Source organism: Mesorhizobium sp. AA23, assembly GCF_001672435.1.
Lineage (GTDB): Bacteria > Pseudomonadota > Alphaproteobacteria > Rhizobiales > Rhizobiaceae > Mesorhizobium.
The window spans coordinates 173,936-187,417 of sequence record NZ_LYTP01000028.1 but is presented as its reverse complement, the minus strand read 5'-3'; the positions used below and the strand labels follow the sequence as shown (position 1 = coordinate 187,417).

Below are 13,482 nucleotides of genomic sequence, written 5' to 3'. Positions count from 1 at the left end.
AGAGAGATGACCAAGAACGTCTTCGCGGAAAAATGGGAGATTGCCGGAAACAACGGCATGAACAAGTCGATCGCGCGGTTTCCGGATGTCTGCCTGTCGCCGCCATCGCCACCGGCCGGGCCCATCCCAGTTCCCTACCCGGACACGTCGTTCTCCAACAATCTGAAGGAAGGTTCCGAGACTGTGCTGATCGGCGGCAAGCCCGCAGCGCTGGCCCAGAAATCCTACTACAAGGAGCCGATGCTCGGAAACGAGGCCGCCACCCGCACGTTCGGATCTTCGGTCGTGACCCACCAGATCACCGGCAAAACCTACTTTCAGGCCTGGTGCATGTCGGTGAAGTTCGAGGGCAAGAACGTCTGCCGGCATTTTGACATCACAACGAGCAACCATGCGTCCTATGTTGGCGCGACGCCGCCGGCGCCGGCGCTCGAGACGCTGAATGCAAAGGCTGCCAAGGCGGCCGCGAAGGCGGGGAACTGCCCGTGCTGCGGTGGCCCGCTGCACGAATGGCAGAAGGATCCTTCCGGCAAGGCCTATCCCGTGGTCAAGGAAAAGACGTTCTGGACCAACAAGATTAAGAAAATGAGAACTGGGAACGCCGCGCAGATTGCTAATAAGGCTCTTTACGAAACCACGCTAAAGAGGATGTTGCAACTTAAAGCAAAGCATCGCCGACTGCGGAAAGCCGGCAAACCGGCTTGTCCCAATGTCCACAACAATGACAATCAGGGCTGCGCGATGTACTTCGACATTCCGAAGGGCGCGAGAACCTCTGGGGGGGTCAATACACCGGCGCAGGAAGCCAAGATCGCCTTTGAAGCGACCGGAGTGAAGGATGGCTGCATTCTTGCCTGGGAAACGGGGAAAGGCTCACCCATTAGAAGAGGGCCGAATGCTGTCGCCGGGAAGAAGTCCTACCATTCCTTGAATCACTTAACACCTCACATGGCCGGCGGATGCAACGAGCCATCAAACGTGTGTCCACAGGATATCATGGATACGGGTGAATGCCAGGAGATTGAGGACGCGCAGTCTATTCTTGAGAACGTAAACGACTGCATTCCATAAGGCTTGACAATGTCGAAACACATTCAAGTTCCAGAATCCACTCTCAAGACCCTTTCGATAGGATTTTATGTTCCTGGAGTCGATTTGCGTTCTTATGATCCATCCCGGTTGCTTGGAAGCGATGAAATCTGGGAACAGATAGCAGGCCTCTTTCTGGCTTGCGAGTTGGGCGACTTTTCCGCGTTGCGCCGCATTCCCGCGATCATGAAGGGCAGCGATGCCTATCTCGTCTGGCGAGCGGTCACCAATCTGGCTGGCTTGGCCGGTACCCTTGGCTTTGTGAAGGACATCTTCAAGCCCTTCGAGAAGGACGGCTCCGGATCGGAGTACTTCATGGCAACGGCGTTGGGCCTGACGCTAGACCCTGACGCGATCCGGATGCTGCTGACCCTACACAATGACGCATCGGACGAAGAGACCCGCTATCAGGTCGAGAGAGAGTTGTCGTATCTGCTCGAGGACACCAACGGACCCATAAGCAGGGGCGCCGACGAGTCCATCGAATCCGAGGATCGAGATACCGTTCACATCATCAATCGGGAGAAGTACTTTCCCAAGGTAGAGGACGCGTTGTCGCTGATGCTGGGCCAGCTTCCGGGTCCCAATACCCCCATCCTCGGTGGCAAGGTTTTCGACGTGGTCAAGCTCGCAAGGCAACTGCTCGAACGGGTGGGCGGCGCAGCGCCGGAAATAGGCCGCGTCCACCGGCACCGTCTCATCTTCGAGGCCGCCACCGGCGTGAACTGTGCCGCCTTCTTTGACAGCCCGGTCAAACTCAATTCGCTTCAGGCGACGGCAATACTGGAGACATTCCTCGATAGCGACGACGTCAGAAGATTTGTCCCGGGGCAGAGGTATTTTTTCGGCCATCCCATCGGCGCCTGATCCGACTGGAAATGAGAGTTGCAACGTCGTTTCAGTCGCGTAGGGCGCCGGCCGCTCTGCCCCATTCAGCAACCTTATCGGCGAGCGGCACCCGTACGATGCTGTCGCTGAAGTAGTCGATGAAGTCCGGGCCAACCTCTGCCACGTCCGCGGTAGACAGCTCATCCCAGGGAGCTTCTGGAAACAATTCCGCAAATGATGCGCCCGCTGCGATCGATACCGGCGGCTCGCGCATCCTCTCAACAAGCCAGCCAAGCCGGCCGCGATCGCCCAACATGCCGATGCTGCGAACCGCGATTGAGGCGGTCTGGGGCGACTGCATCAATCCGCCGAGCCATGCCCGAACTTCCGTTTCAGGCCCGCCCTTGATCGCGGCGCGGAGCGCTATCAGCCTGTCTTTCCCCGGCGTTTCAACCGCTGCCCTCAATACGTTTTGCGCCGCCCGGGCATGACCCAGTTCAACCAGCGACCATGCCGACCAGAATCGCGCACCTTCGTCGGAATCGTTGAGCGCAGCGTTCGCCTCGCCGGCAAGATCGGTTCGTTTTAGAACGCCCACCAGCTGTAAGCCCGCCGCACGAACGCGGGGATCCGGATCGCGGGCTAGCCGCGGCAGCAGGTTCTTTGGATCGACCGAATGAGCCAGACATGCAGAAACGCCGAGAAAGCGCTTGAAGGCGTCGGCATCGGTGATCCAGTCCCTCACATGCGGTCCGATTCGGTCGGCCGCATGCCACCGCAGCGCGCCGATGAACCCGTCCGGGCTCGGTGTCAGCTCGCGGGCATGCCCCACCGCTTCTGAAAGCCTGACTGGATCGTTGAACTCGATCGCGGTCCAGGCAAAGGCAAACAGTTCCCCACTGTCAGGATAGTCTTGCAGTTGCTGGTGCAAGCTCGGCCACGCGGCCTGCCCTGCGATGCGCAGTCCGTCCATGTTGGCTTCGATACGGTCGTCGATATCCTTAGCCGCCACCGCCGCGGGCGGCTCCTGCGCAAGAAGGCTCTCGCGCTGCACCCAAAGAAAGGCTACCAGTTCCGCGTGCTGCCTGACCACAAGGCTCGCGATGCGGGGGCGATGGAAGCTGTCGACGGGCGACATCAGTTCAGATTGATCGAGCCGCCACGGATATAATTCGGCCCGCTGGAGTGGCTGACCAAGTATGTACCGCGGATGACGATCTGCCCATCACTATCCATCACGATGGATGCCTTGCCGCAACGCAGTTCGAGCCGGTCATTGGCGACGATGCGTACACGCTTGCCATCGCTGATAACCTCGACGCCGGGCCTGCGCGCCGGCTCGACGATGCGACCGACGATCAGCGGCTTGCGCGGATCGCCCTCCTGGAAAAGCAATGCCACCGCCTTGCCGACCATATCGGAAGACAATTCGCTGAGGCTGCGCGCAGGCTGCGCCGTTTCCTCGGGATTGCCGGCAAAGACCACGAGGGGTACGCCTTCTTCGCCGAACCCCATGAAAACTCCGATCACAACGCCATCGATCGTGCTCTTGACCCTGCCCATCACGTCCCTCAATTCTCGTTGATCTTCGAGCCTTTGATGATGACATCGCTCGACGCCTTGACGTTGATTTTCCCTGAACCCGTCACCGTGATGTCCTTGCCGTCGATGATGATGGTACCGTCCTTCTTCATCACGATCTTGGAGCTGCCGCACTTAAGGGTAATGTCGTCGGCTGCTTCCACTGAAAGGCTCTTACCGACCTTGATGCCGGTATTCTCCTTCACGTCGGTAAGGCTGCCCTTCGCTACCTTCAGGATGTAACCGCCGCCGACGTCGGTGCTGTCGTTCGACTTGATGTTGGCAGCGCGTGAGGCGCCTACGTCGGTCGCCTGTGACGCGGCGATCGCAACCGTCTGTCCGGCGCCGATGCTGATGTTCTGTCCCGCGCCTATGGTCCAGGTATCGCTTGCCCCGATGCTGTGGGTCTGGCTGATGCCTACGGTGACAGCCCGCGTCGCTCCGATCGTGTTGATCTGTGCCGCGCCGACAGTCCGTGTCTCAGCCGCCCCAACCGTATCGACACGCGCCGCACCCACCGTCACCGTCTGCACCAGCCCCACCGTCTGCGAGTGGTTGGCGTCGATATTCTCCGTCGAATTCGCAACAATGTGGATGGTCTCATTCGCATGGACCGTCAGCGAGCGGTTCGCGCCCACCGTTTCGGTATCGTTCGACCCGATATTCGTCGTCTGGTCGACGCCGATCTTGACCGTCTTGTTGTTGCCGACGTCCTCGTCGAGGTTGTGGCCGACGGAGTGCTTGGCGTCGTGGTCGATGCGGTCGGACTGGTCGTGCTGGACCAGCTTGTTGCGGTCGTGCTTGATCAGCAGATGGTGGTCTTTCTGCGCCTGGAAATTGACCAGCTCGGAGCCCGCCTTGTCCTCGAACATCAGCTCGTTGTAACCGCCGCCGCCTTTCGAGGAGTTCGACTTCCAGCCCGACTGCGTCGCATTGCCCGGCAGCCCGTACGGCGGCATCTGCGACGCGTTGTAGACCCGGCCAGTGATGATCGGCAGGTCCGGGTCGCCTTCGATGAAGTCGACGATCACCTCCTGGCCGATGCGCGGAATCTGGATAAAACCCCAGCCGCTGCCGGCCCAGGTTTGCGACACGCGCACGAAGCAGGAAGAGTTCTGGTCCTTCTTGCCGAGGCGGTCCCAGTGGAACTGCACCTTCACGCGCGCATATTTGTCGGTGAAGATTTCTTCGCCCGAAGGGCCGACCACCGTCGCCGTCTGCGGACCGCGCATGATCGGCCGCGGCGTGATGCGCGGCGGCCGGTAGGGCAATTTGGTGGGCGCCACGCCGAGCACCACCTTGAAATTCTCGCTATGGGCCTCGTTCTGGGTCCGGTAGCCCGGATCGAACAGCCGGTACTCGGCGCTGATCACCAGATAGTCCTGGTTCTGGTCGTCGCGCGGAAAGCTTTCCAGCTTGAACTTGCAGCCAGAGAAGAGGCCGCGCACGGTGCCCACCGCCGTGCTGCGCTGGTGCACGGCCTGAAGCTCCTCGCGGCGAATTCCCGCAATCGTGTCGCCTCGCCCGACATCGAGATGCGCGCCGGGCTGGCGATAGTTTTCGCCCGCGGCCTCCTTGTGGCTGAACGGCTGGGCGGACTTCGCCATCAAATCCGCGCCGGGCTTCTCGAAATCAAAGTCGGTGTGGGCATAGGCCCCCGGCCGCACCGCGCTGCCTGGAATCCATTCGGTGATGTATTCGACGTCGCGCCGCGAGCCCTGGCCCTCGAAATTGTAGAGCACCTTCTCGTAGCCGGGTGCCGGCTTCAGCTTGCTCATCGCGTCGCAGAGCACCAGGGTATGCTTGCCCTCGTCATGTTCGAAGAAATAGAAGATGCCCTCGTGCTCAAGCAGCCGCTGCACGAAATCCAGATCGCTTTCGTCATACTGGACGCAATATTCGCGCTGCGGATAAGACCCTTGCAGCCGCTTCTCGAATTTCGCGATGCCGTATTTCGAGAAGATTTTCTCGACGATCTCGACCGCCGTCATATTCTGAAAGATGCGGCAATCGGTGGTGTTGCCGAGGAACCAGAGCCATGGCCTGACCATCGCCTCATAAAAAGCGATCCTGTCCTCGATGCGGATGAGCTTGAATTCCGACACAAGACCGCTGAACCAGCGTTTCGGATCGGATTCGCCCTCAACCGAAACGACGCCGCCCAGCATCTTCAGCGGATCGACGTCATGGCTCTTGGAGACGAAGCCGATCGTATAGGCGAAACAACGGCTGATCTCGTCGCGCCCGACGAGATGGGTGAAGGTCAGCACATCGCCGCCAACGGGCGTCTGCACAACCGTGGCGCGTTCGTTCGGCATGGGTCGTGCCCCTCCTGGACGCGGCCGCCAGTATGATGGATTGAAGCCCCCGCTATGTTAACCGCATCACGTTCGGGAACTTTTCGCACCCACCGCACCGGACCGTTTTCAGCCTAGCACATGTTTGGTGGCGGCCAAACAACAGCTGTGGCTAAACCCGCCAAGCGCCGGTGTGAAACGCTCCTCTCCCGCCGCGCTCGCAAGCTGCTAGACTGCCAGAGCAATTCCCGGAACACCGCATAGCGATTTTCCGTTCGGAGTTGCGTGAAGAATAAGCATTTGTTGACCAAGTTCGGCGACGCTTCCGGATGTTCATCTCGCTCCAGATCAGCAATGTCGACAGGCTGCCATCCGGCGCCGCCGCGAGCTACGCCGCCCGCGACCGCAGTTTCGAGATCGGGCGCGAGAATTGCGACTGGACGCTTTCCGATCCGGACAAGATCATTTCGGGCCGGCATTGCGAAGTCCGCTTCCAGGCGGGCGGCTTCTGGCTTTACGACATCTCGCGCAACGGCACTTTCGTCAACGGCTCCAGCCAGCGCATGGCCGGTCCGCACCGGCTGGCGCATGGCGATCGGATGCTGATCGGCCGCTATGTCGTCGCGGTATCAATTGACGAGGAAGGCGCCGCCGCCGCCCATCCGCGAACCCGGCCCGCGTCGACGCAACGCGAGCTGCCGCCATCGACGGGCAGACCGCTGGAGCTCGGCAAAGAGCCCTTCTTCAGTCGGACGGAACAGCGGCCCGGGACGGGAGCGGCGTCGACATCTTCGGCGCTGCGGCCGCCCCCAGCGCCGGCGAAGCCGGGTAGCCAGCCGGCGGGAACCGATATGCTGCTGCAGGATATCGCGAAGGCGGCCGGCATTTCGCCCGACCTGCTTCAAGCGCGCGATCCGCATGAGGTGGCCGCCGAGATCGGTACCGTGCTGAGGACCACCATCGAGCAACTGTCGCTGCTGCTCAAGGCGCGCGCGGCGGCCAAGGTGCTGGCCAAGAACGCTAACCGCACGATGATCGGCGCCGAAAACAACAACCCGCTGAAATTCGTTCCCGGCACCGACGACATACTGGAGATCATGTTCGCCAAACGCCGGACCGGCTATCTCGACGCCGCGCACAGCGTCGAGGACGCCTTCCGGGACCTCAAGACGCATGAATTGGCAACTTACGCCGCCATGCAGGCAGCGCTTTCCAGGCTGCTCGACGACCTGTCGCCGGAGGCCATCGCCAGGAAGCTGCCGCCGGCCTCCTTCTCATCCAAGAAGAGCCAGGCGTGGGATGCCCTCGTCGCCACCTGGCGGACGATGGAGGAGAAGCATGAAAACGGCATGCTCGACGTCTTCCTGGCCTATTTCAGCGAAGCCTACGCCAAGGCCAGCAAGCAGAAGTAGTAGACCGGGGCTATGTGACGGGTCTCACAGAAGAAAGCGCTGCTTCGAGCATCCTGCTTTCCGATTTCAATCAGCTGCCTGTACGGTTAGGATAACGTACGGAAGCTTGCCTGGCGGGCAAAGCGGCGTGGCTTGGGGCGTGTGCAGCAATGTCATGTTTCGGCGAGATGAGCCTTTCCATCCGGCCCGCCCCCAAAGCTCGGCATGAAAAGCCGGCAGCCGACCTCATTCCCCGTCAAGGAAATGTTCGCCGCGCCACGACGGTGGATCGACGATGAGTTCGAAGGACGATCCCTCCCGGCCGGCGGACAAGACCGTCATCCGAGCGCCACGGCCTAGACAACGCTCGCCCGCGGCTCCCGCGAGTTCCTCGTCGGCTGGCGCTGAGCCCGCTGCGACACCCGCCAGGGAATCGACGGTTTTCGACCCCGGCGTCGGCCGGCGGATGCCGACAGGCTGGTCCTCCGGAACCGTGGTCGTTCAAAACCCGGTTCCCGGGGCTGCCGCTGCAGCGGCGGCGCCCGCGTTGCAACAGGAAATCCTGCTCAACGCCGCGGATGGCGTGAAATACGCCGCGGCAAATCCAATCCTCGCGGCCGCGGCGCCCTTGCTGATGCTGTTCAGCCAGTTGCGGCTGATGCCGGTCGAGCGGCAGGCGGCCCCTTTGGCAGAGCACATCACCGAAGCGATCGAGACATTCGAGAGGGAGATGGCGAAAGCCGGCATCGCCGAGGAAGACGCGCGGATTGCTAAATTTGCTCTATGCGAGACCGCCGACGATCTGGTCGGCAACCTGCCCTGGCCGAAGGACGAGGGCTGGATCGGGCACAGCCTGGTGGCGCGGTTCTTCCACACGAAGCCCACCGGGGGAGCCGGTTTCTACGAAGCGCTGAACAATATCCTGGCCCGGCCGGAGGGTCATCACGACCTCCTCGAACTGATGCATGCCTGCCTGTCGCTCGGGTTCGAGGGCCAGTATCGTGGGAGGGTCGGCGAACGGGACGCGCTCGAACGCGTCCGGCGCGACGTCTACGACACGATCCGCTATTTTCAACCGCGCGCCGGGGACGACATCTCGCCCCATTGGCAAGGCATGGCGGCGGCGCTGTCAAAGCCCCGGGCGCGGTTGCCGCTATGGGCGGTCGCGGCCGCCGCGGCGACGCTGGTGACGGCGGCCTTCTTCGGGCTACGGATCCTGATCACCGACGAGGGCGACGCAACAGCCGTCGAATTGCTGGCGCTCAATCCCTCGACGCCGGTCACCATCGAGCGCGCGAGCGTCGCTCCGGTTGCCGAGCCGGCTGTAGCCGCTCCGCCGGAAGCCACCCCGCCGCCGCCTGCCGTTCCCACCGTAACCCAGATCGACCGCATACGCGCCGCGCTCGCCAGCGAAATCGCCGGCGGCGGGCTGACGGTCGGCACCAAGGGCAACTTCATCGTGGTCGAAATCAGCAACCAGCTCTTGTTCACGCCCGGGCAAGCCGAGCTGAAGCCGGAGTTCCAGCCCATCGCCGCGGACATCGCCACGGCTCTCGATGCCGAGCCCGGACCAATATGGATCGTCGGCCACACCGACAATGTGAAGCCGAAGAAGTCGAGCCAGTTCAAATCGAACTTCGATCTTTCCGTCGCGCGCGCCAAAGCCGTCCAGTCAATGGTGGCAAACGAGCTCAAAGACCCATCGCGGGTCGCGGTCGACGGCAAGGGCGAGGACGAACCGATCGCCGACAATGCGACGGCGGACGGCCGCGCCAAAAACCGCCGCGTCGACGTGATGATCCCGAAGGAGGAGACGTTGTGAGCGCGCGCGGCGGGGAGCGGCACTGATGCGCTGGGTGCTGCGGCTGTTCAGCCTGCTCGCGCTTGCCGGCTTCTCGGCTGCGGTCTGGTATGCCGGGCCGCTGATCCGGTATGCCGATACACGTCCGCTCGGACCGGTCTGGCTCCGGACAACGATCATCGGCGTGGCCGTCGCGCTGCTCGCAATCTTCTACGGCATCCGCTTCTGGCAAGCGCGCAAGGCGCAGAAGGCGATTGAGACGGGCATCGTTCGCAGCGGCGACCGCAACGACGATTCAGGGGTGCTCGAAGCGCGTATGAGCGAGGCCATCGCGACCCTGAAGCAGTCGAGCGGCAGGCGCAACTTCCTCTATGAGATCCCCTGGTACATCATCATCGGCCCGCCGGGCGCCGGCAAGACGACGGCGCTGGTCAATTCGGGGCTGAAATTTCCGCTTGCCCGCTCCGGCAATGCCCAGCCGCTGGCCGGGGTCGGCGGCACGCGGTCCTGCGACTGGTGGTTCACCGAGGATGCCGTGCTGATCGATACGGCCGGCCGCTACACGACGCAGGATTCGGATGCCGAGCGCGACAAGGCGAGCTGGCTCGGCTTCCTTGGACTGCTCAAGAAGTACCGCACCCGGCAGCCGATCAACGGCGTGATCCTCGCCATCAGCGTCGCCGATCTGATCGGCTTCGACGACCAGCAGCTCGATGCGCATGTCACCGAGATACGAAGCCGGCTGCGGGAGTTGCACGAGACGCTGAAGATCCAGTTCCCGGTCTACCTGCTCTTCACCAAGGCGGACCTCGTTGCCGGCTTCATGGACTATTTCGGCGATTTCGATGAAGTCCGCCGGCGCAAGGTCTGGGGTGCGACGTTCCAGACCACCGACCGCAACAGGAACATGGTCAGCGAAACCTCGGCCGAGTTCGACGCGCTGGCCAGGCAGCTTGCGGACGAGATCGCCGACCGCCTGCAGGACGAGGCCGATCCGGTGGCGCGCATCGCGATCTTCGGCTTCCCGGCCCAGTTCGCCGCGCTGCGAACCCGCGTCGTGTGGTTCGTCACCAGCCTTTTCGATGCCTCGCGGGCCCAGGTGAATGTCAGCCTGCGCGGCCTCTATTTCTCGTCGGGCACGCAGGAAGGAACACCGATCGACCAAGTGCTGGGCGCGATCGGCCGCAATTTCGGCAGCGCTTCGCAGGCGCATCTTTCCGGTACCGGCAAGAGCTTCTTCCTGCATGATCTTCTGGCGAAGGTGATCTTCCCCGAGGCCGGCTGGGTCTCGTTCGACAGGACAGCGGAGCGGCGCGCCAGGCTCGCCAGATTTGGCAGCCTCGCCGCGATCGCATTGGCGGCTTTTGCAGCGCTCGGCGTGCTGGGCCTCAGCTACTTTGCCAACGAGTCGCTGATCGGCTCCACTAGACAGGCCATGGCGCAGTATCGGGACGGCGCGGATTCGCTGCTCAGGAGCACGACAGTTACCGATGTCGACCTCGAAAACGTCATCGGCCCGCTCGATCAACTGCGCAATCTGCCGGCGGGATATGAGACCGCCGGCCAAACGAAGCCGATCGAGGAGAGTTTCGGGCTCAACCAGCGGGAGAGGCTTCTGTCGGCGTCCAAATCCGCCTATCGGCAGGCGCTGGAGCGTAGCTTCCGCTCGCGTCTGCTGGTTCAGGCGGAGCGCACGATCCAGGCCAAGATGGCCGACCCGATCGCGCTCTACGAACCGTTGAAGATCTATCTGATGCTGGGCGGCAAGGCGCCCAAGGTCGACGACGAGCTGATCGTCTCCTGGATGAAGCAGGATTGGGAGGAAAACCGCTACCCCGGCGAGAACAACCGCGAAGGCCGCGCGCAGCTCGAAAAGCATCTGCGCGCCATGCTGGCGCTCGACGATGCCTACGACCCGGTGTTCGAGCTCAACCAGCCGCTGGTCGAGGCCGCGCAACGCTCGCTCGGACGCATGAGCCTTGCCGACCGCGCGTCGGCGCTGATCAGATCGGCGGTCTATGCGGCAAGGCTCCAGGATTTTTCCGTTGCCGCCAAAGCCGGTCCGGAGGCGCAGCTGCTGTTCGAACGCATGGACGGCGCAGAGCTCGCCGACCTTGGCGTTCCCGGCCTCTACACCAAGGCGGGGTTCAACGGTTTCTACCTGCCGCAGCTCTCGCGCATCGCGCAAATGCTGGTCGATGACCAGTGGGTTCTCGGCGGCGGCGGCGAGCAGGGCGGCATCGATCAGGACCTGCCCAGGCTCGGCCCCGAACTCATCGATCGCTACGGCAAGGAGTTCGCCTCCGCCTGGAACGGCGCGCTCGATCAATTGAAATTCAAGGCGATGCTGAAGGACAAGCCGCAATATATCACGCTCTCCGCCGCCGCCTCGCCGGACTCGCCGCTGGACCGGCTGTTCACGGCCATTGCCGATGAAACCGCCCTGACAAAAGACGGCGCCGCCTTCGCAGGCGACACCGGAACGGCGCAGCAGGACCCGGTCGTTATGGCCAAGGGTCTCGCCCGCATCGGTCTGCAGATCGCCGGCGGCAAGTCGCAGAGCCGCGCCGGGGCAAGCTCGTCCGCCACGCAGAATGCCGGCGCCACCGTCGAGGCGCAGTTCAGGCCGTTCCAAGCGCTGGTGAGCGGCTCCAGCGGTCGCCGCCCGCTCGATGCGCTGACGCAAAACTTCCACGACATCTACCAGAGCGTGAAGCTGGCAGCGGATGTCCCCGCGCAGACGGAGCGCGTCAACGCGAACCTGAAGCTGCAGATTTCGACGATGCGCGCCAATGCCTCGCGCCTGCCCAAGCAGCTCGCGCGCATGGTCGACGCGGCGGCGGACGAGTTCGAAGGCAATGTCGCCGAGACTTCGGTAGCCAACCTCAACCAGATGCTCGACGAGACGGTCACGCGCCCCTGCGAGGAAGCCGTCAACGGCCACTATCCCTTTGCCGGCGACGGCAGCGAGGAAATCTCTCTTGCCGATTTCGCCAAGCTGTTCGCACCGGGCGGCCTGATGGACCGGTTCTTTGCGCAGAACCTGGCGCCGCTGATCGACATGACAGGCCAGGACTGGACCTGGAAGCAGGAGGCCCGCTCCAGCCGCGACCTCGCCAAATCGACCTTGAAGGCGTTCCAGTCGGCGGCGGAAATCCGCAGCGCCTTCTTCCCCTCCGGCGGTTCGGCGCCGTCGGTCTCGATCACCTTCACGCCCTCCTCGCTGAACAGCGAGGTAGATAGCGCGGTGCTCAACATAGATGGGCAGACGGTGCAAAGCACGCAGGCCGGCAATGCGCCGAGCACGGTGACATGGCCGGGCGGCGGCGCTTCCGGATCCGCGAGCCTCAGCCTGACGCCGGAGATGCCCGGCCGCGAGTCCGCCCTCAAATTCGAAGGGCCATGGGCTCTGAAGCGCCTGCTGGACAAGGGGAGCGTCACCACCAACGGCGCCGGTGCCGAGGCGCGCTTCGTGATCGGCGGACGCGACGTCGCCTACAAGATGGAGAGCGGCTCTGGCGCCAATCCCTTCCTGCTCCCGGCGCTGTCCGGGTTCAGCTGTCCGAAGGCATTCTGAGATGGCGCCGTCATGGTCGATCGGATCGTTCCCGAGCAGCACCGTCTCTCGCCTTCATTTTGATACTCTAAAGTATGCGCTTGTGGCAAACTGGCCTGGGCACGCGGCCCATCGTTCGTCACAGAGGACGCTCGCGAAGCGCTTGGTGGCAAATTGAGCACTGTCGCCCTTTCCATTGAGAGTTTCGGCGTCAGCCACAAAGGCTGTGTGCGCGACCACAACGAAGACAACTATCTGGTCGAGCAACAAGCCGGCCTTTGGGTGGTGGCCGACGGAATGGGCGGCCATGAGGCCGGCGAGGTCGCTTCGGCCAGCATCGTCGACCACCTGGCGACGATCGGCATTGCGAGCTCGGCGCCGGACCTTCGCGCCCGTTTCGAGGACCGGCTGAGCCGCGCCAATGCCGAGATCCGCAACATATCGCGTTCGCGCGGCATCACCATCGGCTCCACCTTCGCCGCCCTGCTCGCCATGGAGGGGCGGTTCGCGGGCCTGTGGGCCGGCGACAGCCGCATCTATCTGGTACGCGGCGGCGCTATCTCGCAGATTTCCAGGGATCATACCGAAGTCCAGGAGCTGCTAGACCGGGGCATGATCAGCGCGGAGGAAGCGCTCACCTGGCCGCGCCGCAATGTGATCACCCACGCCGTCGGGGTCAGCGACGAACTCGAGATCGATTTTCAGCAAGGCGAGTTGATGCCGGGGGATATCTTCGTATTGAGCACCGACGGGCTCACCGCGCATGTCAGCGACGCGGAGATCGAAGCGGCGGTGAAGTCCGCGCCGCCGCAAGCCGCGTGCGAGAAGCTGCTGGAGACGGTGCTGGCGCGCGGCGGAACGGACAATGTCACCATCGTGCTGGTCAGGATCGGCGACGGACGCAACGGACCGCTCGATGCGGATCGGTCCAGGGGCTGA

9 protein-coding genes are annotated in these 13,482 nt (G+C 63.0%); 6 read left to right on the top strand and 3 right to left on the bottom strand.

Going from position 1 to position 13,482, the window contains the following annotated elements; translation table 11 throughout:
* Positions 1–6: 6 nt before the first annotated feature.
* Together A9K66_RS20680 and A9K66_RS20675 are read left to right on the top strand one after the other, a co-directional pair.
* Entirely contained in the window at positions 7–1,071 is a 1,065-nt protein-coding gene (locus A9K66_RS20680) for a DUF4150 domain-containing protein (RefSeq protein WP_067327588.1), read from the top strand.
* 9 nt (positions 1,072–1,080) lie between these two features.
* Complete coding sequence (locus A9K66_RS20675; protein ID WP_156751109.1) at positions 1,081–1,956, top strand: hypothetical protein; 876 nt, start codon at positions 1,081–1,083, stop codon at positions 1,954–1,956.
* A 31-nt stretch (positions 1,957–1,987) separates the two neighbouring features.
* Here the strand turns inward: A9K66_RS20675 and A9K66_RS20670 are convergent, their stop codons facing one another.
* Genes A9K66_RS20670 through tssI form a run of 3 tightly spaced genes read right to left on the bottom strand, consistent with a single transcriptional unit; the run spans position 1,988 to position 5,816 of the window.
* On the bottom strand, positions 1,988–3,055 hold the full coding sequence (locus A9K66_RS20670) for a HEAT repeat domain-containing protein (RefSeq protein WP_067327583.1): 1,068 nt from the start codon (positions 3,053–3,055) through the stop codon (positions 1,988–1,990).
* A complete protein-coding gene (locus A9K66_RS20665; protein ID WP_067327580.1) occupies positions 3,055–3,480 on the bottom strand; it encodes a DUF6484 domain-containing protein in 426 nt (141 codons plus the stop codon). The genes A9K66_RS20670 and A9K66_RS20665 overlap by 1 nt, the downstream gene beginning before the upstream one ends.
* 8 nt (positions 3,481–3,488) lie before the next feature.
* Complete coding sequence (gene tssI / locus A9K66_RS20660; RefSeq protein WP_067327577.1) at positions 3,489–5,816, bottom strand: type VI secretion system tip protein TssI/VgrG; 2,328 nt, start codon at positions 5,814–5,816, stop codon at positions 3,489–3,491.
* 308 nt (positions 5,817–6,124) lie between these two features.
* Between tssI and tagH the strand changes: the two genes are divergently transcribed.
* The 4 genes from tagH to A9K66_RS20640 all read left to right on the top strand — a co-directional run bounded on the left by tagH (position 6,125) and on the right by A9K66_RS20640 (position 13,482).
* Positions 6,125–7,207, top strand: coding sequence for a type VI secretion system-associated FHA domain protein TagH (gene tagH / locus A9K66_RS20655; RefSeq protein WP_067327574.1), 1,083 nt, complete (start codon positions 6,125–6,127; stop codon positions 7,205–7,207).
* A 526-nt stretch (positions 7,208–7,733) separates the two neighbouring features.
* Positions 7,734–9,008: a type VI secretion system protein TssL, long form gene (gene tssL / locus A9K66_RS20650; protein ID WP_348626455.1), complete on the top strand. Its 1,275-nt coding sequence runs from the start codon at positions 7,734–7,736 to the stop codon at positions 9,006–9,008.
* Between the two features lie 25 nt (positions 9,009–9,033).
* Positions 9,034–12,564 (top strand): type VI secretion system membrane subunit TssM, encoded by a 3,531-nt coding sequence (gene tssM, locus A9K66_RS20645; RefSeq protein WP_197507501.1) that lies wholly within the window; start codon positions 9,034–9,036, stop codon positions 12,562–12,564.
* 153 nt (positions 12,565–12,717) lie between these two features.
* On the top strand, positions 12,718–13,482 hold the full coding sequence (locus tag A9K66_RS20640) for a protein phosphatase 2C domain-containing protein (protein ID WP_066989102.1): 765 nt from the start codon (positions 12,718–12,720) through the stop codon (positions 13,480–13,482).

Excerpts from the sequence above, each read along its gene's own strand:
- A9K66_RS20675 (WP_156751109.1), top strand. The coding sequence starts at position 1,081 with ATGTCGAAACACATTCAAGTTCCAGAATCCACTCTCAAGACCCTTTCG.
- A9K66_RS20670 (WP_067327583.1), bottom strand. The coding sequence starts at position 3,055 with ATGTCGCCCGTCGACAGCTTCCATCGCCCCCGCATCGCGAGCCTTGTG.
- A9K66_RS20665 (WP_067327580.1), bottom strand. The coding sequence starts at position 3,480 with ATGGGCAGGGTCAAGAGCACGATCGATGGCGTTGTGATCGGAGTTTTC.
- tagH (WP_067327574.1), top strand. The coding sequence starts at position 6,125 with ATGTTCATCTCGCTCCAGATCAGCAATGTCGACAGGCTGCCATCCGGC.
- tssM (WP_197507501.1), top strand. The coding sequence starts at position 9,034 with ATGCGCTGGGTGCTGCGGCTGTTCAGCCTGCTCGCGCTTGCCGGCTTC.
- tssI (WP_067327577.1), bottom strand. The coding sequence starts at position 5,816 with ATGCCGAACGAACGCGCCACGGTTGTGCAGACGCCCGTTGGCGGCGAT.
- A9K66_RS20680 (WP_067327588.1), top strand. The coding sequence starts at position 7 with ATGACCAAGAACGTCTTCGCGGAAAAATGGGAGATTGCCGGAAACAAC.